Source organism: Pseudomonas sp. UBA6323, from assembly GCF_002439135.1.
GTDB lineage: Bacteria > Pseudomonadota > Gammaproteobacteria > Pseudomonadales > Pseudomonadaceae > Aquipseudomonas.
Genome location: NZ_DJSX01000086.1, coordinates 1 through 23890 on the forward strand (window position 1 = coordinate 1; position 23890 = coordinate 23890).

Annotated in this window: 25 protein-coding genes and 2 pseudogenes; 12 read left to right on the forward strand and 15 right to left on the reverse strand. The window is 63.9% G+C overall.

The features are described 5' to 3' along the window. Together B3P22_RS20410 and pilT are read right to left on the reverse strand one after the other, a co-directional pair. Positions 1-432 (reverse strand): annotated as a pseudogene (locus B3P22_RS20410) (type IV pili twitching motility protein PilT); the annotation flags it as partial. Positions 433-597: 165 nt separating this feature from the next. Beyond that, complete coding sequence (gene pilT / locus B3P22_RS20415; RefSeq protein WP_197856819.1) at positions 598-1632, reverse strand: type IV pilus twitching motility protein PilT; 1035 nt, start codon at positions 1630-1632, stop codon at positions 598-600. 76 nt (positions 1633-1708) lie between these two features. Here pilT and B3P22_RS20420 point away from each other — a divergent pair, with 76 nt between their 5' ends. The 11 genes from B3P22_RS20420 to B3P22_RS20470 all read left to right on the forward strand — a co-directional run bounded on the left by B3P22_RS20420 (position 1709) and on the right by B3P22_RS20470 (position 10777). After that, on the forward strand, positions 1709-2401 hold the full coding sequence (locus B3P22_RS20420; RefSeq protein WP_275546880.1) for a YggS family pyridoxal phosphate-dependent enzyme: 693 nt from the start codon (positions 1709-1711) through the stop codon (positions 2399-2401). A gap of 17 nt (positions 2402-2418) precedes the next feature. Next, positions 2419-3237, forward strand: coding sequence for a pyrroline-5-carboxylate reductase (gene proC / locus B3P22_RS20425; RefSeq protein WP_275546879.1), 819 nt, complete (start codon positions 2419-2421; stop codon positions 3235-3237). Between the two features lie 10 nt (positions 3238-3247). Beyond that, positions 3248-3841: a YggT family protein gene (locus tag B3P22_RS20430; RefSeq protein ID WP_275546878.1), complete on the forward strand. Its 594-nt coding sequence runs from the start codon at positions 3248-3250 to the stop codon at positions 3839-3841. After that, complete coding sequence (locus B3P22_RS20435) at positions 3842-4135, forward strand: DUF167 domain-containing protein (protein ID WP_161866059.1); 294 nt, start codon at positions 3842-3844, stop codon at positions 4133-4135. 182 nt (positions 4136-4317) lie between these two features. Next, positions 4318-6294, forward strand: coding sequence for a dynamin-like GTPase family protein (locus tag B3P22_RS20440; RefSeq protein ID WP_275546877.1), 1977 nt, complete (start codon positions 4318-4320; stop codon positions 6292-6294). A gap of 121 nt (positions 6295-6415) precedes the next feature. After that, entirely contained in the window at positions 6416-7555 is a 1140-nt protein-coding gene (metX, locus tag B3P22_RS20445; RefSeq protein ID WP_275546876.1) for a homoserine O-succinyltransferase MetX, read from the forward strand. A 2-nt stretch (positions 7556-7557) separates the two neighbouring features. Then, on the forward strand, positions 7558-8178 hold the full coding sequence (gene metW, locus B3P22_RS20450; RefSeq protein WP_197856948.1) for a methionine biosynthesis protein MetW: 621 nt from the start codon (positions 7558-7560) through the stop codon (positions 8176-8178). 14 nt (positions 8179-8192) lie between these two features. After that, complete coding sequence (locus B3P22_RS20455; protein ID WP_296272346.1) at positions 8193-8609, forward strand: DUF4426 domain-containing protein; 417 nt, start codon at positions 8193-8195, stop codon at positions 8607-8609. After that, on the forward strand, positions 8602-9198 hold the full coding sequence (gene rdgB / locus B3P22_RS20460; RefSeq protein WP_197856811.1) for an RdgB/HAM1 family non-canonical purine NTP pyrophosphatase: 597 nt from the start codon (positions 8602-8604) through the stop codon (positions 9196-9198). The genes B3P22_RS20455 and rdgB overlap by 8 nt, the downstream gene beginning before the upstream one ends. Continuing rightward, positions 9195-10355: a radical SAM family heme chaperone HemW gene (gene hemW, locus B3P22_RS20465; RefSeq protein WP_296272347.1), complete on the forward strand. Its 1161-nt coding sequence runs from the start codon at positions 9195-9197 to the stop codon at positions 10353-10355. The genes rdgB and hemW overlap by 4 nt, the downstream gene beginning before the upstream one ends. Positions 10356-10453: 98 nt before the next feature. Then, on the forward strand, positions 10454-10777 hold the full coding sequence (locus tag B3P22_RS20470; protein ID WP_004373808.1) for a DUF3392 domain-containing protein: 324 nt from the start codon (positions 10454-10456) through the stop codon (positions 10775-10777). 179 nt (positions 10778-10956) lie between these two features. Here the strand turns inward: B3P22_RS20470 and B3P22_RS23985 are convergent, their stop codons facing one another. The 7 genes and pseudogenes from B3P22_RS23985 to B3P22_RS20500 form a co-directional block, all read right to left on the reverse strand. Next, positions 10957-11661 carry a methyl-accepting chemotaxis protein gene (locus B3P22_RS23985; protein ID WP_419096452.1) on the reverse strand — a complete coding sequence of 235 codons (705 nt, stop codon included), beginning with the start codon at positions 11659-11661 and terminating at the stop codon, positions 10957-10959. A 153-nt stretch (positions 11662-11814) separates the two neighbouring features. Beyond that, positions 11815-12855 (reverse strand): annotated as a pseudogene (locus tag B3P22_RS23990) (HAMP domain-containing protein); the annotation flags it as partial. Between the two features lie 564 nt (positions 12856-13419). Further along, on the reverse strand, positions 13420-14763 hold the full coding sequence (locus B3P22_RS20480) for a DUF1329 domain-containing protein (protein ID WP_296272349.1): 1344 nt from the start codon (positions 14761-14763) through the stop codon (positions 13420-13422). Between the two features lie 240 nt (positions 14764-15003). Then, on the reverse strand, positions 15004-15720 hold the full coding sequence (gene trmB, locus B3P22_RS20485; RefSeq protein WP_275546870.1) for a tRNA (guanosine(46)-N7)-methyltransferase TrmB: 717 nt from the start codon (positions 15718-15720) through the stop codon (positions 15004-15006). A 68-nt stretch (positions 15721-15788) separates the two neighbouring features. Then, complete coding sequence (locus B3P22_RS20490; RefSeq protein WP_275546869.1) at positions 15789-16583, reverse strand: thiazole synthase; 795 nt, start codon at positions 16581-16583, stop codon at positions 15789-15791. Between the two features lie 18 nt (positions 16584-16601). Further along, positions 16602-16802: a sulfur carrier protein ThiS gene (gene thiS, locus B3P22_RS20495; RefSeq protein WP_003463964.1), complete on the reverse strand. Its 201-nt coding sequence runs from the start codon at positions 16800-16802 to the stop codon at positions 16602-16604. A 102-nt stretch (positions 16803-16904) separates the two neighbouring features. Next, positions 16905-17276, reverse strand: a complete 372-nt coding sequence (locus B3P22_RS20500) for a DUF423 domain-containing protein (RefSeq protein WP_296272350.1) — start codon at positions 17274-17276, stop codon at positions 16905-16907. 299 nt (positions 17277-17575) lie between these two features. On the opposite strand from B3P22_RS20500, the gene mtgA reads away from it, so the two are divergent. Beyond that, positions 17576-18304, forward strand: coding sequence for a monofunctional biosynthetic peptidoglycan transglycosylase (gene mtgA, locus B3P22_RS20505; protein WP_296272351.1), 729 nt, complete (start codon positions 17576-17578; stop codon positions 18302-18304). Position 18305: 1 nt separating this feature from the next. Here mtgA and B3P22_RS20510 read toward each other — a convergent pair whose 3' ends face one another. From B3P22_RS20510 to B3P22_RS20535, 6 genes are all read right to left on the reverse strand, one after another. After that, positions 18306-18917, reverse strand: coding sequence for a hypothetical protein (locus tag B3P22_RS20510; RefSeq protein ID WP_296272352.1), 612 nt, complete (start codon positions 18915-18917; stop codon positions 18306-18308). Positions 18918-18982: 65 nt separating this feature from the next. Further along, complete coding sequence (gene rpoH, locus B3P22_RS20515; RefSeq protein WP_275546865.1) at positions 18983-19837, reverse strand: RNA polymerase sigma factor RpoH; 855 nt, start codon at positions 19835-19837, stop codon at positions 18983-18985. A gap of 143 nt (positions 19838-19980) precedes the next feature. Beyond that, positions 19981-20997: a permease-like cell division protein FtsX gene (ftsX, locus tag B3P22_RS20520; protein ID WP_275546864.1), complete on the reverse strand. Its 1017-nt coding sequence runs from the start codon at positions 20995-20997 to the stop codon at positions 19981-19983. Then, positions 20997-21665 carry a cell division ATP-binding protein FtsE gene (ftsE, locus tag B3P22_RS20525; RefSeq protein ID WP_013717545.1) on the reverse strand — a complete coding sequence of 223 codons (669 nt, stop codon included), beginning with the start codon at positions 21663-21665 and terminating at the stop codon, positions 20997-20999. Before ftsE ends, ftsX begins: the two co-directional genes overlap by 1 nt. Then, positions 21662-23008, reverse strand: a complete 1347-nt coding sequence (gene ftsY, locus B3P22_RS20530; RefSeq protein ID WP_296272353.1) for a signal recognition particle-docking protein FtsY — start codon at positions 23006-23008, stop codon at positions 21662-21664. Before ftsY ends, ftsE begins: the two co-directional genes overlap by 4 nt. Before the next feature lie 204 nt (positions 23009-23212). Next, on the reverse strand, positions 23213-23890 hold a 678-nt coding region (locus B3P22_RS20535), incomplete at its 5' end, for a group II intron maturase-specific domain-containing protein (RefSeq protein ID WP_296272354.1).

A 23890-nucleotide genomic window follows, 5' to 3' on the forward strand; every position in this document is an offset into this window, starting at 1 on the left:
GATCATCGCCGCCAGCGAGGTGGACTTACCGGTACCGGTGGCACCGACGAACAGCACCAGGCCGCGCTTGGTCAGCGCCAGCTTCTTGAGGATCTCCGGCAGCTTCAGCTCATCGATGGTCGGGATGGTGGTCTCGATACGGCGCAGCACCATGCCCACCAGGTTGCGCTGGTAGAACGCACTGACGCGGAAGCGACCGATGCCACGAGCGCTGATGGCGAAGTTGCACTCGTGGTTCTCGGCGAAGTCGCGGCGCTGCGCCTCGTTCATCACGCCCAGCACGGTTTCGCGGGTCATCTCCGGCGACATGGCGTTCTTGGTCACCGGCATGATCTTGCCGTTGACCTTCATCGACGGTGGTACACCGGCGGTGATGAACAGATCGGAACCACCTTTTTCGACCATCAGGCGCAGCAGTTTTTCGAATTCCATCGTCGTGTTCGCTCATCCGCACGCATGAATGCACGGCCCCGCAGCGCAGGGCCAGCGGCTGCGAGCGTGCCATCGCAGCCGTGAAGCAGTCCGTAGGGTGGGCTTCAGCCCACCAACAGTGGCCGGCCTTGGTGGGCTGAAGCCCACCCTACCCACTGGGTTTTCCTACAAGTTTTCCGGGCTCTTGGCCTTCTCGCGCGCACTGTCGCGGCTGACCAAGCCCTTGGACACCAGAGTCTTGAGGCAGGCATCGAGGGTCTGCATGCCCAGCGCACCACCGGTCTGGATCGCCGAATACATCTGCGCCACCTTGTCCTCGCGGATCAGGTTACGGATGGCCGGCGTACCGATCATGATTTCGTGGGCGGCGACACGACCGCCGCCGATCTTCTTCAGCAGGGTCTGCGAGATCACCGCCTGCAGCGACTCAGAGAGCATCGAACGCACCATCGACTTCTCTTCGGCCGGGAACACGTCAACCACGCGGTCGATGGTCTTGGCGGCGGAGGTGGTGTGCAGAGTGCCGAACACCAGGTGACCGGTTTCCGCGGCGGTCAGCGCCAGGCGGATGGTTTCCAGGTCACGCATTTCGCCCACCAGGATGATATCCGGGTCTTCACGCAGCGCCGAGCGCAGGGCTTCGGAGAAGCCGTGGGTGTCGCGGTGCACCTCGCGCTGGTTGACCAGGCACTTCTTCGACTCGTGGACGAATTCGATCGGGTCCTCGATGGTGAGAATGTGGTGATACTTGTTGCTGTTGAGGTAGTCGAGCATCGCCGCCAGGGTGGTCGACTTGCCCGAACCGGTGGGGCCGGTGACCAGCACCAGGCCGCGCGGCACGTCGGTGATCTTGCGGAACACCTCGCCCATGCCCAGGTCTTCCATGGTCAGTACCTTGGACGGAATGGTACGGAACACCGCACCGGCGCCACGGTTCTGGTTGAAGGCGTTGACCCGGAAGCGCGCCACACCCGGCACTTCGAAGGAGAAGTCGGTCTCGAGAAACTCTTCGAAATCCTTGCGCTGCTTGTCGTTCATGATGTCGTAGATCAGCGCGTGTACCTGCTTGTGATCCAGCGGCGGCAGGTTGATGCGGCGCACGTCGCCGTCAACGCGGATCATCGGCGGCAGCCCCGCCGAGAGGTGCAAATCCGACGCGCCTTGCTTGGCGCTGAAGGCGAGCAGCTCAGTGATATCCATGGGACTCCCCAATTACAAGCAAGCAGGTAGAATGCCGCGAACGCTTAACGAGCGGGCTTTATATAGAGCGCAGGTAATGTCCACGATAGCAGAGAATATTGCAAAGGTCGGAGCGCGTATCCGTGAGGCGGCGCAAGCCTCGCAGCGCAATTTGGCGGACATCGGCCTGCTGGCGGTGAGCAAGACCAAACCGGCCGACGCCATCCGCGAAGCGCACGCCGCCGGTCTGCGCGATTTTGGCGAGAACTACCTGCAGGAAGCGCTGGAAAAACAGACCCTGCTGACCGACCTGCCCTTGATCTGGCACTTCATCGGCCCCATTCAGTCGAACAAGACCCGGCCCATCGCCGAGCACTTCGACTGGGTGCATTCCGTGGATCGCCTGAAAATCGCCCAACGCCTGTCCGATCAGCGCCCCGCGCATCTGCCGCCGCTGAACATCTGCCTGCAGGTCAACGTCAGCGGTGAGGACAGCAAGTCCGGCTGCAGTCCCGAGGAACTACCAGAGCTGGCGAGGGCCATCGTCGCCCTGCCCAACCTCCAGCTGCGCGGACTGATGGCCATTCCCGAGCCCACCGACGACGTCACCGCGCAACACGCCGCCTTCGCCCGTCTGCGCCAGTTGCGCGATGACCTGGCGCTCGATCTCGATACCCTGTCCATGGGCATGAGCCATGACCTGGAAGCCGCCATCACCGAAGGTGCCACCTGGGTGCGCATTGGCACCGCCCTGTTCGGCGCCCGCGATTACGGCCAGCCCACTCACTGAATGAAGGAATTCCCGCAATGAGCAACCCGACCATCGCCTTCGTCGGCGCCGGCAACATGGCCGCCAGCCTGATTGGCGGCATGCGCGCCCAGGGCGTGCCAGCCAGCGCCATCCGCGCCAGCGAGCCCGGCAGCGAACAGCGCGCCCGCCTGCAGCAGGAGCACGGCATCGCCACCTTCGCCGACAATGGCGAGGCCATCAAAGGCGCCGATCTGATTGTGCTGGCGGTCAAACCACAGATCATGAAAGCGGTATGCCTGGATCTGGCGCCACACCTGGCCGCCAACCAGGTGATTATCTCCATCGCCGCCGGCATCAGCTGCGCCAGCCTGGAGAGCTGGCTGGGCGAGCGCCCTGTCGTGCGCTGCATGCCCAACACCCCGGCGCTGCTGCGCCAGGGCGTATCCGGCCTGTTCGCCAACCCGTGCGTGAGCAGCGAGCAGAAAGCCCAGGCCGAACAGGTGCTGAGCGCCGTGGGCCTGGCCCTGTGGCTGGATGAAGAAACCCAGCTCGACGCGGTCACCGCCGTCTCCGGCAGCGGCCCGGCCTATTTCTTCCTGCTGATCGAAGCGATGACTGCGGCCGGCGAGCAGCTCGGCCTGCCGCGTGAAACCGCAGCACGCCTGAGCATCCAGACTGCACTGGGCGCCGCGCGCATGGCCAGCGAGAGCGATGTCGACGCGGCCGAATTGCGACGCCGTGTGACCTCACCGAACGGAACCACCGAAGCGGCGATCAAAACCTTCCAGGCCGGCGGCTTCGAAGCGCTGGTACAACAAGCACTCAACGCCGCCGCCAATCGCTCGGCCGAACTGGCCGAACAACTGGGTCAATAAGGAAGCACACATGTCCGGACTCATCGAAGCCCTCATCTACATCATCCAGACCCTGGGCAGCCTGTACCTGCTGATCGTGCTGCTGCGCTTCATCCTGCAGTTAGTACGTGCTGACTTCTACAACCCGCTGAGCCAGTTCATCGTCAAGGCCACCCAGCCTCTACTGACGCCGCTACGCCGCATCATCCCGGGCTTCGCCGGGCTGGACCTGGCCTCGCTGGTGCTGGCGATTCTGGTGCAGTTGCTGTTGATGGTCGTGACCCTGACGTTGATGGGCTACAACGTCGGCGGCTTCATTCTGCAGCTACTGGTGTGGTCGATGATCGGTGTGACCTCGCTGTTTCTCAAGGTGTTCTTCTTCGCTCTGATCATCAGCGTGATCCTCTCCTGGGTCGCCCCGGGCAGCTACAACCCCGGCGCGCAACTGGTGAACCAGATATGCGAACCGCTGCTGGCACCGTTCCGCAAGCTGCTGCCGAACCTCGGCGGCCTGGATATCTCGCCGATCTTCGCCTTTATCACCATCAATCTGATCGACCGCTTCGTGATCGGCGCCCTGGCGGCCTCCACCGGCCTGCCACCGATGCTCAGCCCCTTCCTCTGACTGGCGAGCTACTTTCGCTGGGACGGCGAGGACCTGATCCTCGACTGCCACCTGCAGCCCAAAGCGAGCAAGGACGAGTTCGCCGGGCTGCATGGTGAAAGGCTGAAGATTCGCCTCACCGCCCCGCCGGTCGACGGCAAGGCCAACGCCCACCTGCTGGCCTTCCTGGCCAAGGCGTTCGGCGTGGCCAAGAGCCAGGTGAGCCTGGAAAGCGGCGAACTCAATCGGCAGAAACGCCTGCGCATTCGCGCCCCACAGAGCCTGCCGCCGATTCCCGGCCTCCAGCGCGCCTGACGACCACTCAGTCGCCCCAGCCGACCATAAGGCGGGACTGGCGAAGAGGCCAATTGACGGCCGCCTTGCAGCTCGCATAATGCAAGCTATTCTCGCGAAACGCCGTGCTTCCTGGCGGCAACCCCAACCAAACCGTTACGCAGCCCCCGCAAGAGAATAATCTTGCCGAGAGGAGAGCCAGGATGAGCATGGAACGTCTCAGCCAGCAGGTAGACGCCTACGTCGCCTGGAAACGCGAACTGATGCGCGAGATCACGCGCTATCGCAGCTGGCTGGAGCACAACCGGCTCAACTCCGAGGCGGTTCAGGCCAAGCTCGAACGCGCGCTGAAGATCCTGCGTACCGATCACATCACCCTGGCCTTCGTCGGCGAGTTCTCGCGCGGCAAGACCGAGCTGATCAACAGCCTGTTCTTCTCCGAATACGGCCAGCGCATGCTGCCCTCGCATGCCGGGCGCACCACCATGTGCCCCACCGAGCTGTTCTTCGACCCGCGCTCGGAACGCCCCTACATTCGTCTGCTGCCGATCGAGACCCGCACCGCCTCGGCCAGCGTCGCGCAGTTCAAACGCATTCCACGGCACTGGGTGAACATCCCACTGGATACCAGCGACCCGGCCAACATGGCGCTGGCCTTCAGCCAGGTCGCCAAGACCAAACCCATGCCGGTGGAGCAGGCGATTCAGCTCGGCTTCCACCCGGATATGCTCGAAGGCACCGGCAAGCGCGGCCAGGTGCTGGTGCCGGCCTGGCGCCACGCCATGGTCAACTTCGATCACCCTCTGCTGCGCCAGGGCCTGCGTATTCTCGACACACCGGGCCTCAACGCCCTGGGCAGCGAGCCGGAGCTGACCCTGTCGATGCTGCCCAACGCGCAGGCGATCATCTTCCTGCTGGCCGCCGATACCGGCGTAACCGCGAGCGACATGAGCATCTGGCAGCAGCACATTCGTCAGCTCGATGAAGACACCCAGACCTGCCTGTTCGCCGTGCTGAACAAGATCGACGTGCTCTGGGACGACCTGGCCGGCGAGACCTTCGTGCAGAACGCCATCAGCCAGATTCAGAGCGCCACCGCCAAGCAGTTGGGCATCGCCAAGCAGGACGTACTGCCGCTGTCGGCCAAGCAGGCGCTGCTGGCCAAGGTCCGCAAGGATGAGGAGCTGCTGGCCCGCAGCCAGATGACTGACCTGGAGAACCTGCTGTGCGAGCGCATCGTCGCGCAGAAGGAGCGCCTGATCGAAGACCACGTGGTGCGCCAGGTCCTGGCACTGATAAACAACAGCCAGCACGTGCTCAACCTGCGCCTGGAAAAGGTCGGCGAACAGCTGGCCCTGCTCGGTAGCCATCAGCAGGACAACGGCCAGTTGCTGTTCGAGCTGACCGCCAAGACCAAGGAAGACCACAACCAGCACCACAAGCGCCTGCTCGGCCTGAAGACCAATCAGCGCCTGTTGCAGCGCCAGGGCCAGTTGCTGCGCCACGCCGCACGCGCCGAGCGTCTGGAGCAACACCTGAACGAGGTGCGTCGCAACCTCACCGGCAGTTGGACCACCCTTGGCATCAACCAGGCCATCCTGCATTTCTTCCGCGCCGTCGAGCAGGACCTGCACAACCTTGAGCACGAAGCGGAGATGGCCAACAAGATGGTCGCCGCCATCTATCGCCGGCATAACGAAGAAAGCCCGCTGGGCGGCGTCGACGCGCCGCAGTTCAAGATCCAGCGCTACCTGCGCGAGCTGAAGAAACTGCAGGACAAGGGCGATCAGTTCCGCCTGCACGTGAAGACGTTGCTCACCGAACAACGCAGCCTGACCCGGCGCTTCTTCGCCACCCTGGCGCAGGAAGTGATCGGCCTGCACCAGCGCCTGCGCCTGGACGCCGAGCAATGGGCTGCCGACGCCCTGATGCCGCTGATGCAGCACACCCTCGAACACAAGCAGATGCTGGAAAGCCACATGCTGCGCCTCAAGGCACTGGCACAGGAAACCCAGCAGACACGCAAGCGCAGCCTGCAACTGGCGCGCTACCAGGAAGAGCTGGAGCAGCAACTGGCCCAGGCCAGCGACATGCTCCGCGTGCTGCGCATGCCGGCGCCGGTGCAGCGCCAGGGCAAGGTGGTCAGCCTGCCGGTGGCGGCGCGGCAACAAAGCCTGTAAATCCTACTCTCATGCACGCCCTCTCCCGCAAGCGGGAGAGGGGAGACCAGACCGCTCGCTTGCCGCTCGGGTCGGTGCTCTTTAGACTGGCGCCCTCCTCCGATTCATTAGCAGCGCCTTCATGCCCACTGCCTTTCCCGAAGATTCCGTCGGCCTGGTCAGCCCCCAGGTGTTCCGTTTCAGCGAACCCCTGGCGCTGGCCTGCGGGCGCAGCCTGGCCGAGTACGAACTGGTCGTCGAAACCTATGGCGAGCTGAATGCCGCACGCAGCAATGCCGTGCTGATCTGCCATGCCCTGTCCGGCCATCATCACGCCGCCGGCTACCACAGCCCGGATGATCGCAAACCCGGCTGGTGGGACAGCTGCATCGGCCCTGGCAAGCCGATCGACACCAACAAGTTCTTCGTCGTCAGCCTCAACAACCTCGGCGGCTGCAACGGCTCCACCGGCCCGAGCAGTACCAACCCGGCGACCGGCAAGTCCTACGGCGCCGATTTCCCAGTGATGACAGTCGAAGACTGGGTACACAGCCAGGCGCGCCTGGCCGATGTGCTCGGCATCGAGCAATGGGCCGCGGTGATCGGCGGCAGCCTCGGCGGCATGCAGGCCATGCAGTGGACCATCAGCTACCCCGAGCGCGTGCGTCACTGTCTGGCCATCGCCTCGGCGCCCAAGCTGTCGGCGCAGAACATCGCCTTCAACGAAGTGGCGCGCCAGGCGATTCTCACCGACCCGGAATTCCATGGCGGACATTTCCAGGAACAGGGCGTGATCCCCAAGCGCGGCCTGATGCTGGCGCGCATGGTCGGCCACATCACCTACCTGTCCGATGACGCCATGGGCGAGAAATTCGGCCGCGGTCTGAAGAGCGAAAAGCTCAACTACGACTTCCACAGCGTCGAGTTCCAGGTGGAAAGCTATCTGCGCTATCAGGGCGAGGAGTTCTCCGGGCGCTTCGACGCCAATACCTACCTGCTGATGACCAAGGCGCTGGACTACTTCGACCCGGCCGCCGCCCACGACGGCGATCTGGCCAAGACCCTGGCCGTGGCCAAGGCGGACTTCTGCCTGATGTCCTTCACCACTGACTGGCGTTTCTCCCCTGCCCGCTCGCGGGAGATCGTCGACGCGCTGACAGCGGCGAAGAAGAACGTCTGCTACCTGGAGATCGACGCACCGCAGGGCCACGACGCCTTCCTCATGCCGATCCCGCGCTACCTGCAGGCATTCGGCAGCTACATGAAGCGAATCGAGGTATGAGCATGCGAGCGGATCTGGACATCATCCAGGAATGGATCGCCCCGGGCAGCCGTGTGCTCGACCTGGGCTGCGGCGACGGCGAACTGCTCGCCTGGCTGCGCGACAACAAGCAGGTTTCCGGCTACGGCCTGGAAATCGACCCGGACAAGATCGCCCTGTGCATCGAGCGCGGCGTCAACGTCATCGAGCAGAACCTCGACCTGGGCCTGGGCAACTTCGCCAGCAACAGTTTCGACGTGGTGGTCATGACCCAGTCGCTGCAGGCGCTGCACTACCCGGACAGGGTGATGGCCGAGATGCTGCGCGTCGGCAAGACCTGCATCATCACCTTCCCCAACTTCGGCCACTGGCGCTGCCGCTGGTACCTGACGACAAAAGGTCGCATGCCGGTGTCGGACTTCCTGCCCTACACCTGGTACAACACCCCGAACATCCACTTCTGCACCTTCGAGGACTTCGAGCGCCTGTGCCACGCCCAGGGTGCCCGTGTGGAAGAACGCCTGGCGGTGGACCGTGACCATCGCCACGGCATCGCCAGCCGCATCTGGCCCAACCTGCTGGGCGAGATCGGCATCTACCGCATCAGCGGCGCGGACCTGTCCGCCCACCGCGTCGCGGTCTGAACGAGGAGAGCACCATGCGCCGCATCATCCCCTTCCTGATCGCCCTGTGCATGGCTTTGCCGGCCGCCGCCGAGCGCAAGCAGAGCTTCGGCGATCTCGACGTGCACTACAGCGTCTTCAATTCCAGCTTCATCCAGCCGACTATCGCCAGCGCCGCCGGCCTGGTACGCAGCAAGACCCAGGGCGTGATCAACGTCGCCGTGCTCAAGGCCGGCAAGCCCAGCATGGCGGTGGTGGGCGGTGAGGTGAAAGATTTGTTGGGCAAGAGCACCGCGCTGACCTTCCGCCAGGTCACCGAAGGCGAGGCCATCTATTACCTGGCGCAGTTCCCGTTCAAGACCCGCGAAGTGCTCAGCTTCACGCTCAACGTGCGCCAGGGCGACGACGCACACCGCATCACCTTCAACCAGGAAATGTTCCCGGATGACTAATTTCAAAGAGTTGGTCCTGGCCAGCCATAACGCCGGCAAGCTCAAGGAGCTGCAGGCCATGCTCGGCGACGCCGTGCGCGTGCGCTCCATCGGCGAGTTCAGCCAGGTCGAGCCGGAAGAAACCGGCCTGTCGTTCGTCGAGAATGCCATCCTCAAGGCGCGCAACGCCGCGCGCATCTCCGGCTTACCGGCGCTGGCCGACGACTCCGGCCTGGCGGTGGACTTCCTCGGTGGTGCCCCCGGCATCTACTCGGCGCGCTATGCCGATGGCCAGGGCGATGCGGCGAACAACGCCAAGCTGCTCGCGGCCCTGAAAGACGTGCCGGATGCTGAGCGTGGCGCCCAGTTCGTCTGCGCCCTGGCGCTGGTGCGGCACGCCGACGATCCGCTGCCGATCCTCTGCGAAGGCTTGTGGCACGGCAGCATCCTGCACGAAGCCCGTGGCGAACACGGCTTCGGCTACGATCCGCTGTTCTGGGTGCCGGAAGGTGAGTGCTCCAGCGCCGAGATGCCGCCCGAGCAGAAGAACCGCCTCAGCCACCGCGCCCGCGCCATGGCCCTGCTCAAGCAGCGCCTGGGGCTGGCATGAGCGATACCGCTGGCGGGAAGTTCCTGCTCCCGCCCCTGGCGCTCTACATCCACATCCCGTGGTGCGTGCGCAAATGCCCTTACTGCGACTTCAACTCCCACGCCGCCGGGCCGACGCTGCCTGAAGAGGAATACGTCGACGCCCTGCTCGCCGACCTCGATGTCGACCTGCGCCACGTGCATGGCCGGCCGCTGACGTCGATCTTCTTCGGCGGCGGCACGCCGAGTCTATTCTCAGACCGCGCCCTGGGCCGCCTGCTGGCAGGCGTCGAACGCCGCGTGGCCTTCGCGCCGGATATCGAGATCACCCTGGAAGCGAACCCCGGCACCTTCGAACAGGCCAAGTTCAAGGGCTACCGGGCGCTGGGCATCAATCGCCTATCCATCGGCGTGCAGAGCTTCCAGGAGGCCAAGCTCAAGGCGCTGGGGCGCATCCACGATGGCAACGAGGCCGTGCGGGCTGCCGACATGGCCCGCGCCGCCGGTTTCGACAACTTCAACCTCGACCTGATGCACGGCCTGCCCGAGCAGAGCATCGAGGATGCCCTCTTCGACCTGCGCACGGCCATCGCTCAGGCACCCACGCACTTGTCCTGGTACCAGCTGACCATGGAGCCGAACACGGTGTTCTGGAGCCAGCCGCCGGTGCTGCCGGAAGACGATCTGCTGTGGGATATCCAGGAAGCCGGCCAGGCCCTGCTCGCCGCAGAGGGTTACGCACAGTACGAGGTGTCGGCCTACGCTCAGCCAGGCAAGCAGGCGCGGCACAACCTCAACTACTGGACCTTCGGCGACTTTCTCGGCATCGGCGCCGGCGCCCACGCCAAGCTGAGCACGCCGGACGGACGCATCCTGCGCACCTGGAAAACCCGCCTGCCCAAGGACTATCTGGACCGCAGCAAAGCCTTCCAGGCCGGCGAGCGTATCCTCGAAGCCGACGAGCTGCCCTTCGAGTTCCTGATGAACGTGCTGCGCCTAACCGATGGCGCGCCCGCCGAACTGTTCAGCCAACGCACCGGCCTGCCGCTGCAGCAACTCGAACAGGCCCGTCGCGAAGCCGAACGCCAGGGGCTGCTGCAGGCCGACGATACGCGTCTGGTAGCCACTGCCAAGGGACAATTGTTCCTCAACGACCTGTTGCAGCTGTTCCTGGCCTAGGTCACCCACAGCGCAAGCACAATCCGTTAGGCTTAGGCGCTTCGCTCGCGCATCCCGAGATGCCCTGCGCTGACCGTTACGCTTTCCAAGGAGCCCCAATGGATCTGCTACTGGATCTGATCGTCACCCTGTCGCGCTGGAGCCGCAGCCACCTCAGCGATATTTCCCTGGCTATCATGGCGACCTTGCTGGTGCTGTTCGGCCCGGCCATCAACGCCTGGGTCCAGCGCACCATCGGCAACCTAAACTTCGTGCTGCGCACCCTGCTGTTCGTGGTGTTCTGCGCGGTCGGCTACGGCCTGGCGATCGTCTTCCTCACGCCCTGGCTGGCCAAGGGCCTGGCGCACTTCAACAACTTCACCCTGGCACCGGTGCTGATCCTGATCTTCGTGGTGATCGGCATCATGGCCGACCGCAATTAGACGCTGGGCCGCCTCATCGCGGGCTGAAACGAAAACGCCGCGCTCCTTACCGGAGTCGCGGAGTTTTCTTTACACTCGATCTTCTTGCAGGAGCGGCTGAGCGGCATTCCGCTTCAGCTGCGATTGCTCTCGACAGTTTCGCGGCTGAAGCGGCTCCTACGGCGAGTAGCGCAGCCGACTTACAAGACGAACTTGGAAACCTCGTCGCCGATCTGCCGGCCGAGCGCCTGCAGATTGGAGGCTGCCGCCGAGGCAGCGTGGCTGCTCTGCGACATCTGATCGCCCATGCTGCGGATGTTCTCGGTGTTGCGGTTGACCTCGACGGTCACACTGGCCTGCTCCTCGGCCGCCGAAGCGATTTGCGCGGCCATGTCGTTGATCTGCCCGACCGCCTCGGTGATGCGTTGCAGCAGATCGCTGGCCGCCTGGGCATCGGTGACGCTCTGCGAGGCCTTGGTGCCGGCGTTGTCCATCACGCCAACCGCCTGACGGGTGGCATCCTGCAGCACCTGAATCATCGCCTCGATCTCGCGGGTCGACTCGTGGGTGCGCTTGGACAGCACCCGCACCTCGTCGGCCACCACCGAGAAGCCGCGGCCGTGCTCGCCGGCACGCGCCGCCTCGATGGCCGCGTTGAGCGCGAGCAGGTTGGTCTGGTCGGCAATGCTGGCGATGGTGGAGAGAATCGAGCTGATCTCGTTGGAGTGACGGTGCAGCTCGTCGATGATGCGCCCGGCGCCTTCGACCTCTTCGGCCAGCAGCGAGATGGACTCCTGGCTGCGCTCCACCTGGCGGCGCCCTTCCACGCTGAGACTGACCGAGTCCACGGCCTGGCCGGAGGCGGTTTCGGCGTTGCGCGAGATTTCCTGGGTGGCGGAGGCCATTTGCGTCACCGCAGTGGCCACCAGATGCAGCTCGGACTGGTGCTGCTGCACGCGCTGGTTCTGTGCATCGGCATCCTGCGCCACCTGCCCGGACTCGCTGCTCAGCGCCACGGCGACATCGCGCAGGCGCGAGATGATGCCGTGCAACTGGTCGATGAAGCGGTTGAAGCTGCTCGACAACTGGCCGATCTCGTCGTTGGAGTTGACCGGCAGTCGCTGGGTCAGGTCGCCGTTACCGGCAGCGATAGCGTTGAGGTTGCGGCGAATCTGCTCCAGGTCGCGGAACAGCACGCGGCCGAGCAACGCCAGCACCAGAATGGCAACGACCAGCATGCCGGTGCCGATGGCCAGTTGCACGAACAGCTGGTGACGCACCGGAGCGAGCACCTTGGCCTTGTCCATGACCATCACGAAAGTCCAGCGCGTGTTGGGAATCTCGACCGCGAACAGCAGGCTCTCGGTACCGGCCACATCGGCCTCGGCCAGGCGGCGCTGTTGCACCAGCGCCTTGAGCTGTTCGCCGCCCAGCGTTGGCGAGAAATCGGAGGCCGACTTGGTGCGCCAGTCCTTGTCCGGATGCGCGATCATCTGCCCGCTCTGGTCGATCAGCAGTGCGTAGCCGTCGCCGGGAATGCTCAATTTGCCGATGGTCTCGGTCAGCGTGTCGAGCGTCAGGTTGGCGCCGACCACACCGATCAACGAACCGTCGCGGCGCGCCGGGTAGGCGATGGTCACCACGTAGGCGCCATCGGTGAGCGAGACGTAAGGATCGCTGATGAATACGTCGTTGTTCTTCTCGGCGCCCTGGTACCAACCGCGCTGACGCGGATCGTAGTTCTTCAGGATCACGCTCGGGTCGTTCTGCAGCATCCGGCCATCGTTGGTGCCGATGTAGGTGATGTTGAAGGCGAAGGTCGCCCAGGTCTGCTGCAGCAGGATGTGCGGAGCGATCTGCGGCTGCTGCACCAGGCTGGTCGAGGTGGTTTTCACGGCGTTGATGCGGTCGTGCATCCAGTTGCCGAGGTTGACCGAAACCGACTGGGCGAAGCCGTCGATGTCCCGCTGCAGGGTGTCGTTGACCGTCCTGTCGAGAGAGGAAACGCTCTGCCAGATCAGCGTGATGCTGACCAGCGATAACAGCGCCGCCGCCGTCAGGGTGATCTTCAGGCGCAGCGGCAAATCCTTGATGTTCATGCGAAGGACTCCATCGATGGCGGGCTGGGCTGGCCAACCGCCGTTGAAAGCCAGATCCGTGCGCAGCGATGGCGCAAAAGAGCAGAAGCCCGTGGACGGGTTTTCCGCGCAGGGCGTTATCACCGGAATCTGGAAACAGTTTGGGGTGCCCGAGAACCTGGGTAGTGCTAACGGGCATACGCGGGTAATAAGCGACCACGCGCCGGAAAAATTGAAACCGAAGATGCGCAGAAACGCTGAAAGTATCGATTTAGAGCGGTTTCTTAGATCCGAGCGTGACTATACGTGGCGTTTCCGCTCAATGCACCAGGCAGGTCGTCACATGCGCAGGCGCGACAACTTCGAGCTGGGCGTCCATCGCGCCAACGGCCGGACGGACCATGCCGCTGCATGTAGTCGTCATCCAGGACGAAAGGCTTCGCGGACGAGTCCGCTCCCACAAGAACAATTGTGCCGGCGCTGCGCGCGCCGACTTCTGTGGGAGCGGACTTGTCCGCGATAACGCTGTAGTGCGCGAGCGGCAGCCGCAGCTGGCGATGCGCTGGTCGCGCGGATAATGCCGGCTCAGTTGCCTTCGCGGCGCAACGCCTGCGGGGTGAAGTCGCGCGGGCTCAGCCGGGCGTTGAAGTCGTACATCTTCTCGTTGTTATCCAGGCCGTCGGCGAAGTAACGGCCGCCCTTGAGGTCATAGATGGTCTCCAGGGTCGAGCCGAACATCGGCGCATCGTAGTAGCTGATCGGATGCGCTTCCTGCAGGCCGACCAGGTTGCCGCTGCGGTCATACAGATCGACGGCGAGGATCTGCCAGCTGTCTTCGTCCAGATAAAAGCGGCGTTTGCCGTACGGGTGGCTGAAGCCGGTGCGCAGGTCCGCCTCGACCACCCAGACGCGGTGCAGCTCGTAGCGCAGCAGTTCAGGGTTGATGTGCTTGGCCTGGAGGATATCGGCGTAGGGAATGCCCTGCTGGTGAACCGCGTAGCTGTTGTAGGGCACCAGCATCTCGCGCTTGCCCAACAGCTGCCATTCATAGCGGTCCGGGGCGCCGTTGTAGGCGTCCACCTGGTCGGCGGTGGCCATGCCGTTGGTATCGGGCTGCAGGGTGTCATAGGCGAGCATGGGCAGGCGACGCACACGGCGCTCGCCGCGGTTGAAGCGCCAGGCCTTGCGAATGGCCAGCACCTGATCGAGCGTTTCCTGCACCACCAACGCCGAGCCAGCCAGTTTGGCCGGCGCCACGACCTTGTACTTGTAGAAGAACAGGGTGTTGTCCAGATCCTGCGGCGCAACGCCTTCGCGGCCGTAGAGGAAATAGATGTCGCGCTCGAGCTTGAGCAGGTTGTAGCTGCCATTGGCGAGCACCGCCGCCTGATTGGTGGCCATGCTGATCTGGTCGCCACGGTAGCGCATGATGTGGTTCCAGATGGCTTCCTGGCCGTTCTGCGGCATGGGGAACGGCACGCCGGCCGCCGCGCCCTGCACGCCATTGCCGCCAGAGATCAGCTCGGCATTCAGCGCGTTGAAACGGGTGGCGTCGTAGATACGCTGCGGAGCCGCCGCGCTGCGGCGAGTCGGGAAGACCCGCAGGTAGAAGCTGGGGTTCTCCTGCAGCAGGGCCTTGAGGCCGACCGGCAATTGCTGCTCGTACTGCGCCAGGTTCTGGCTGTCGACGCGATACAGCAGTTTATCGTCGGCATAAGGGTCCGGGTGATGCATACCGGGCTGGTAACCGGCTGGCGGCGTCGCCAAGCCTCCCGTCCAGGCCGGAATGGTGCCGGCAGCATTGCCCGCACGCTCACCGCCCAACGGGGTCAGATCCTGCTCCAGGCGCGCGGCCTGGCTGGCATCGACCTTGGCCTGAGCCTGAAAGGCCAGGGCGGTCAGCAGAAGAATGGAAACCGATCTCAACACAATGCTCTCCTTGCGGCGTCATGGCAGCGACGTCGCCAATATCTACACGCCTTGCAGACGCGTTTATCGTTGTTGTGTGATGAGAGCCTGCCTCACGAGCTCAGAGCGCCCACGCGCAGCGGATCATGAACAGGTTCTGAGGTGAGGTGCCGTCCTGGCCGCCGGGTTATCCCGATCTGATCGTGCATCCTGCCGGTTCTAAGCGTGGGGCGATCCTGGTCGACCAGGGTCGCCCGGTCATCATTCCTGGCGCTGGAACTTGAGGTCCCATACACCATGGCCAAGACGCTCGCCGCGGCGTTCGAACTTGGTCACCGGGCGCTCCTCTGGACGCGGCACATAGGTGCCATCGGCAGCAAGGTTGCGATAGCCCGGCGCGACGTTCATCACCTCGAGCATGTGCTCGGCGTAGTTTTCCCAGTCGGTGGCCATATGCAGCACGCCGCCGATCTTCAGCTTGCTGCGCACCAGCTCGGCGAAGGCCGGCTGCACGATGCGGCGTTTGTGGTGGCGCGACTTGTGCCAGGGATCAGGGAAGAACAGCAGCACGCGATCCAGGCTGGCATCGGCAACGCAGTCACGCAGCACTTCCAGCGCATCGCAGCTGTACACGCGGATATTGCTCAGGTTCTGCGTCATCGCGCCATTGAGCAGGGCACCGACGCCCGGCTTGTGCACCTCGACGCCAATGAAGTCCTGCTCGGGCGCGGCAGCGGCCATCTCCAGGGTGGAGTGGCCCATGCCGAAACCGATTTCGAAGGTGCGCGGCGCGCTGCGCCCGAACACCTGATCGAAATCGCGCGGGCCATCTTCGAGTTCAAGGCCGAACAGCGGCCAGCCCTTGTCGATGCCGCGCTGCTGACCTTCGGTCATGCGCCCGGCACGCATCACGAAGCTCTTGATGGTACGGCGCTGGCGACCGTCTTCGGTCAGTTCGGGCTGTTGGCTATCGGTCATGCTGTGCTCTTGTAGGGTGTTTTACGACTTGGCGGGCCGGCGAGCCGGTCCGCAGCCAATCGTCATCCTTAATTGATCAGGCCAGTCAGCGGCGACGACGCGCTGGCATAGAGTTTCTTCGGCATGCGCCCGGCCAGGTAGGCCAGGCGCCCGGCCTCGACGGCGTGCTGCATAGCGCGGGCCATGAGCACCGGGTCCTGCGCTTCGGCGATGGCGCTGTTCATCAGCACCGCTTCGCAGCCCAGCTCCATGGCGATGGTGGCGTCGGAGGCCGTGCCCACGCCAGCGTCGACCAGCACGGGCACCTTCGACTCCTCAAGGATGATGCGCAGGTTGTACGGGTTGCAGATGCCCAGACCCGAGCCGATCAGACCGGCCAGCGGCATCACCGCGATACAGCCGATTTCGGCCAGTTGGCGGGCGATGATGGGGTCGTCGCTGGTGTACACCATGACGTCGAAACCATCCTTGACCAGCACTTCGGCGGCCTTGATGGTCTCGATGACGTTGGGGAACAGGGTCTTCTGGTCGGCCAGCACTTCCAGCTTGACCAGGTTGTGGCCGTCGAGCAGCTCACGCGCCAGACGACAGGTACGCACGGCCTCGACGGCGTCGTAGCAGCCGGCGGTATTGGGCAGGATGGTGTACTTGTCCGGGCTAATCACGTCGAGCAGGTTCGGCTCGCCCGGATTCTGGCCGATATTGGTACGGCGCACCGCCACAGTAACGATCTCGGCGCCGGAAGCCGCGATGGCGTCACGGGTCTCGTCCATATCCTTGTACTTGCCGGTACCGACCAGCAGGCGCGACTGGAACGTACGACCGGCCAGGGTGAAGGGCTTGTCGCTGCGAACTTGGCTCATGGAATACTCCTCGTGAAGTCAACCGCCGCCGATGGCGTGCACCACTTCCACCTGATCGCCCTCGGCGAGCTGGGTGCTGTCGTGCTGGCTGCGTGGAACGATGTCCAGATTGAGCTCGACCGCCACACGGCGCCCGGTCAGGTCGAGGCGAACCAACAGGTCGGCGACGCTCTGGTTATCCGGCAGTTCGAAGGGTTCACCATTCAACTGGATACGCATGACGACTCGGTCACAACTAGGAAGAGGGCCGGCATTCTAGCCCGATAGGCTGTCGCGACCAAGGCTAAAAGACGCCATTGGTCCTCATTTCTGACGCCAGGGTCAGGTCATTTTCCACGCCGCCAGCCCCAGGCACAGCCAGCCGATGAGGAAGGCGACGCCCCCGAACGGGGTAATGATGCCAAGCTTGCCGATGCCGCTGAGGGTCAGCAGATAGAGGCTGCCGGAGAACAGCAGGATACCCACGGCGAAGGCGCCGCCAGCCAGGTTCACCAAGCGCCCGGGCATGTACAACGCCAGCAGACCGACGCCGAACAGGGTCAGCGCGTGGATCAGCTGATAGTGCGTGCCGGTCTGAAACACCGCCAGATACTCGGGCGTCAGCCTGTGCTTCAGACCATGAGCGGCAAAGGCGCCCAGAGCGACGCCGGTGAAGCCGGCGAAAGCGGATAACAGCAGCCAGAGACGGGCCATGGAACCTCCAGAAGGGATCGACCTGACGCAGTTTAATCACTCAGGCCGCCGGCAAGGGGGTCGTTATTGTCACACCTGATCATCAGACGGAGATTTCTTCAGCTTTTGGTTGCCTGCCATCCCTGGCCGCAACCCCTCGGGCCGTCGGCAGAGCCTACGTCAAAAATCGCTCCCGGCGATTTTTTGCTGCCTGCCATCCCTGGCCGCAACCCTTCGGGCCGTCGGCAGAGCCGACGTCAAAAATCGCTCCCGGCGATTTTTTGTTTTAATAGCGCCACGCCCAATCATTGCGAGACCCCATGCTCCGAGCCCTGACCCGCCGCCTGCTGAAACTGCTGCTCTGGCTGATGCTGGCCAGCGCCCTGCTGGTGCTCGTGCTGCGCTGGGTACCGCCACCCGGCACGGCGCTGATGATCGAACGCAAGATCGAATCCTGGGGCAGCTCACAGTCCATTGAGCTGAAGCGCCAATGGCGCCCCTGGAACGAACTGCCGGACCACCTGAAGATGGCGGTGATCGCCGCCGAAGACCAGAAGTTCGCCGAGCACTGGGGCTTCGACGTCGGCGCGATTCAGGCAGCGCTGGCGCACAACCAGAGTGGCGGCTCGCTGCGTGGCGCCAGTACTCTGAGCCAGCAGGTGGCGAAGAATCTGTTTCTCTGGTCCGGGCGCAGTTGGCTGCGCAAAGGGCTGGAAGCCTGGTTCACCGCGCTGATCGAGCTGTTCTGGTCAAAGGAGCGCATCCTCGAGGTCTACCTCAACAGCGTCGAATGGGGCGATGGCATCTTCGGCGCCGAAGCCGCCGCGCAGCATCATTTCGGCGTCGGCGCCCCTTACCTCAATCGCCAGCAGGCCAGCCAGCTGGCTGCCGTGCTGCCCAACCCGCTGCGCTGGAGCGCAGGTCGCCCGAATGGCTACGTGATCCGGCGCGCGGTGTGGATTCGCCAGCAGATGAACCAGCTCGGCGGCAGCCACTACCTCAACCAGCTCAAGCCGCAGCGCCCCGATTGGTGGCCACGCTGGCTGTAAGCTAGCGAGTAGCGCGAAACGCCTTGCGCGGCACCGCATGCAGCAGTTCGACGTCATCGCCGCGCAGATGCACGGTCAAACCCCATTGTGGATAGACCCACGCCTGGCCGTCGGCCAACTCCAGGGTCAGACGCGGCTGCCCGAGGCTGGCGGCCAGGCGTTCGCTGGCCAGCGCTTGCGGGGCACTCAGATTGAGGCTGGCGATGGAAAAAGTGGCCATCTGCTCGGTCAGCGACTCATCCAGCGCTAACCCCGCATCGCCTGCCTTCAGGCCTTGCGCCGCCATCAGGCTGTCGCGCTGGCCTTGGCTCAAGGCCAGTTCAGCCTGCAGCGACCACTCGCCCTCCTCCCCTTCGAGCGTCGTTCGATAGGTCAGCCGTGCGCCGTCCAGGCGCGGCTCCAGCCACAGATCGCCCGGGGCCAGCGCCTGCACATCACGCAGCGTCAGCCCATCTTCGGCCAGCGGCTGCAACAGCGCATTGCGCCACTGCTGCAGATTGGCCACCGGCTGAACCTCGCTGCTGCGCATCAGCCAGGCGCCCCAGGCGAAGAACAGCACGGCAACGATCGCGAATATCAGCCAGTGCTGCGCTTTCAGCGGGGCTTTGTTCAAGGCGGTTGCTCCAGATAGCAAAAAAAAAGCCGCACCAGGGTGCGGCTTTTCGGGTTACGGCAGACTCAGGCGGCGATACAGCCCTTGAGCTTGTTCATCGCGTTCTTCTCGAGCTGACGAATACGCTCAGCCGACACGTTGTACTTGGCGGCCAGGTCGTGCAGCGTCGCCTTCTCTTCGGCCAGCCAGCGCTGGTGGAGAATGTCGCGGCTGCGCTCGTCCAGGCTTTCCAGCGCTTCGTGCAGGTTGCTGCTGGAGCTGTCGCTCCAGTCGGCATCCTCGAGCTGGCGAGCCGGGTCGTAGCGGTGATCTTCCAGGTAATGCGCGGGCGACTGGAAGGCGCTGTCGTCGTCGGCATCGGCTGCCGGGTCGAAGGCCATGTCCTGGCCGGTCAGGCGGCTTTCCATTTCGCGCACTTCGTGCGGCTCGACGCCCAGGCTTTCGGCTACGGCGGTGACTTCGTCGTTGTTCAGCCAGGCCAGACGCTTCTTCTGGCTGCGCAGGTTGAAGAACAGTTTGCGCTGCGCCTTGGTGGTGGCCACTTTGACGATGCGCCAGTTCTTCAGGATGAACTCGTGGATTTCCGCACGAATCCAGTGCACGGCGAAGGACACCAGACGCACACCCATCTCCGGGTTGAAGCGCTTGACCGCCTTCATCAGGCCGACGTTGCCTTCCTGAATCAGGTCAGCCTGGGCCAGGCCATAGCCGGAATAGCTGCGCGCGATATGCACGACGAAACGCAGGTGAGCCAGCACCATCTGGCGGGCGGCATCGAGATCCTGCTGATAGTAGAGATTTTCGGCCAGTTCACGCTCCTGCTCGGGCGTCAGCAGCGGAATGCTGTTAACCGCATGCACGTACGCTTCCAGGTTGGCGCCTGGAACAAGGGCATGAACAGGTTGCAAGGAAGTGGACATTCGAATCCTCCGATTCACGAAACTCGTGCAGTGTAGCACTGCGCTATCTGATAAAGAGCCTGTGGATAAGTTCCCTATCAGATAGTCAATATCAACCAAAACAATGACTTGTCAGCTTGCGTTCAGCCTCGCCGAACAGCGCCCTAGCGGGGAGCAAGTTCGTTCAGGTGACGCGCCACCGCCAGCCAGGCGCCAATATAGCCCAACAGCACGGCGCCGAGCAGCAGCGAAAAACCGTCGGCCGAAGGTACGCCACCCAGAGCGAAATCGCTACCGTAGAGGCCGGCCAAACGTACTACGGCATCGTTCAGCCAATCCAGCCCGAAGGCCAGCAGCAACCAGGCGAAGATACCGGCGCCGAAACCGTACAACGCGCCCATATAAAGGAAAGGACGTCGCACGTAGCCATCGGTTCCACCTACCAGCTTGATTACCTCGATCTCGGCGCGGCGATTCTCGATGTGCAGGCGGATGGTATTGCCGATCACCAGCAGCAGCGCCAGGATCAGCAGCAGACTGAGACCGAAGACGAAGCGATCGCCCAGTTTGAGGATGGCCGTCAGACGCTCGACCCAGACCAGATCGAGCTGCGCCTGCTCCACCTTGGGCAGCTCCGCCAGGCGCTGGCGCAGGGCTTCGAGCTTGGCCTTGTCGACTTCCTTGGGCGTGACCAGAACCACGCCAGGCAGCGGGTTCTCCGGCAGCTCCTTGAGCGCTTGGCCCAGGCCGGACAGTTGCTGGAATTCTTCCAGCGCCTGCTCGCGGCTGATCCACTCGGCATCGGCCACGTCATCCATCGCCGCGATCTGCTCGCGCAGCGCCTGGCCGTCACGCTCGCCCGCGGACATGTCGAGGAACAGGGAAATCTGCGCGGCACGCTGCCAGGAGCCACCGAGCTTCTCGACGTTGTCCAGCAGCAGCGACAGGCCCATGGGCAGGCTCAGCGCCACGGCCATCACCCAGCAGGTGAAGAAGCTGCCGATGGGCTGTCGCGCCAGGCGGCGCAGGCTGTCCACCAGGCTGGCGCGGTGACTTTCCAGCCAGGCATGGAACAGCGTGCGGAAATCCGGCTCGTCGGCCGGGCCGTCCACTACCTTGTTGCGCGGCGCCGCGCCGACACGCTCGGCCGGTTGCGGCGTGGGCATCTTCGATGCGCTCATCAGGCAGCCTCCCCGTCACCGATCAGACGACCGCGTTGCAGGGTCAGCATGCGCTGGCGCATGCGCGCAATCAGCGCCAGGTCGTGGCTGGCGATCAGCACCGTGGTGCCCAGCTGGTTGATGTCCTCGAACACGCCCATGATCTCGGCGGCCAGGCGCGGGTCGAGGTTGCCGGTGGGCTCGTCCGCCAGCAGCAGAGCCGGGCGGTGGACAATGGCACGGGCGATGCCGACGCGCTGCTGTTGACCGGTGGACAGATCCCCCGGCGCTTGCGCAGCCTTGTCGCTGAGGCTGACGCGCTCCAGCGCAGCGCCGACGCGCTTGGCGATCTCCGGCTTGGACAGGCCGAGAATCTGTAGCGGCAAAGCGACGTTGTCGTAGACCGTGCGATCGAACAGCAGTTGATGATTCTGGAACACCACGCCGATCTGCCGGCGCAGGAAGGGAATCTGCGCGTTGGTGATGGTCGACAGGTCCTGCCCGGCGAGCAGCAATTTGCCGCTGGTGGGCCGCTCCATCGCCAGCAGCAGGCGCAGCAGTGTGCTCTTGCCGGCACCGGAGTGGCCGGTGACGAAGAGAAATTCGCCGGGGCGAACGCGGAAAGTCAGCTCGTGCAGCCCGACATGGCCATTGGGGTAACGCTTGGCGACCTGCTCGAATCGGATCATCCGCGCTCACGCTCCTCGAACAGTGCCTGGACGAAAGCCTGCGCCTCGAACGGACGCAAATCATCGATACCTTCACCCACGCCGATGTAGCGAATCGGCAGGCCGAACTGTTTGGCCAGGGCGAAGATGACGCCGCCCTTGGCGGTGCCGTCCAGTTTGGTCAGCGCCAGGCCGGTGAGGTTCACCGTCTGGTTGAACTGCTTGGCCTGGCTGATGGCGTTCTGCCCGGTGCCGGCGTCGAGCACCAGCAGCACCTCGTGCGGCGCCGTCTCGTCCAGCTTGCCAATCACCCGACGGACCTTCTTCAGCTCTTCCATCAGGTTGTCCTTGGTGTGCAGGCGCCCGGCTGTGTCGGCGATCAGCACATCGATGCCACGGGACTTGGCGGCCTGCACCGCATCGAAGATCACCGAGGCCGAGTCGGCGCCGGTGTGCTGGGCGATGACCGCAATATTGTTGCGCTCGCCCCAGACCTGCAGCTGCTCCACGGCAGCGGCACGGAAGGTATCGCCGGCGGCGAGCATGACCTTCTTGCCGTCTTGCTGCAGCTTCTTGGCCAGCTTGCCGATGGTGGTGGTCTTACCCACGCCGTTGACGCCGACGACGAGGATCACGTACGGCTGCTTGGCCGTATCGATCACCAGCGGCTGCTCGACCGGCTTGAGCAGGGTCACCAGCTCTTCCTGCAGGGCCTTGTACAGCGCGCCGCTGTCGGCCAGTTCCTTACGCGCCACGCGCTTGGTCAGGTTGCCGATGATGGCGGTGGTCGCCTCGACGCCGACGTCGGCGGTCAGCAGTCGGGTTTCCAGATCGTCGAGCAGGTCATCATCGATGGCCTTCTTGCCGAGGAACAGGCTGGCCATGCCTTCGCCGAGGCTGGCGCTGGTCTTGGACAGGCCCTGCTTGAGGCGGGCGAAGAAGCCGGGCTTTTCCTGGGTGGCCGGCGCGGCGACGGGCGCCGGCGCAGCCTCCACCGGGGCAACCTCGGCGATGGGTTCGACCGCGGCTGGCGTCGGCTCGACGACCACGGGTTCAGCTACGGGGGCTTCGGCAATGGGCGGCTCAGGCGGCGGCGCTGGAGCCGGCGTGATATCAGCCACTGGCGGCTCGGCTGCGGGCTCTGCTGCCGGCAAGGCTTCGGGCGCAGGCTCAGGCGGCGACGGCTCGACAGGTGCCTGCGCAGGCGCCGCTGGCTCGACGGGCGCGGGCTGAGGCGGCTCGGCAGGTGTTTCCGCCGGCTTCTTGCGCCACCAGCTGAACAGGGATTTCTTCTCTTCGGTCACAGGCGGGGTCTGCGCGCCAGCCTCGGCCGGCGACTTCTTGTCGTCATTGGAACCAAACATGGGTCGCTTGCATCTCAGGGGAGCGACGCTAACAGGCTGTAAAGCCTTGTCGCGCCGCCCCGGAAAGTCGGGTAGGGACAGGCCATTGCTGGCCCGTCCCCCCCTAAGAACCGTACGTGCGGCTTTCACCGCATACGGCTCAAGCCTACGTGAAACCAAGTAGCTTGGCCGGCAACGCACGGAGTGTTGCGTCGGATTCTACAGCTATAAACCGCTAAACCGTAGAGGTGTATCTTTTTGCTGGCTATGAAGCCGTGCGTGGCAGTTTGGATGAAGCAGTACGCGGTTTTGCAGATTGTCCGAACCGCCGTCCACACGTCTTATGACGTGATGGTCATGCCAGCCAGTTTCCTTGCTCACCGCTTGCCCGCACGAGGCGCAAACACCCCGCTGTCTGCGGAAGAGGCTGAGGATTTGTCCTCGATAACGCAGCTTGTGCTGCATCCGCTGGACTCTCAGCGCCTCCCACTTCAGTTCGTGTTCCACATCATAAGGGGTGTAATCCCCCGGCAGACGCTTATGGCGCACGATTGCGGTTTTCGCCAGTTGATACAACTGGCGGTGCTGCCTTTCTCCTTTGCCATTTTTGTAGGGATACGCAAACACCCATTTCTGCCCGTTTATGGATCGGAAGTATTTATTCCTGATCCAGTCAGCTGACTTCCTCGGATGCCTACGTTTCACCCACCTCCAGATTCGCCAGAAGATCAGGTGATCCAGCTTGCTGAAGGTTTGTTTCGCCACGACCGGGGAGTGGTATTGTGCCCACCCCTTCAGTACCGGGTTCAGTTGGCCGATCAACGCTTCCTGCGTCAGTGCCCCACTACTTTTGATGATCTCGCGCACCTTCCGATACAACGCCGAGGCGTTCTTCTTCGAGGG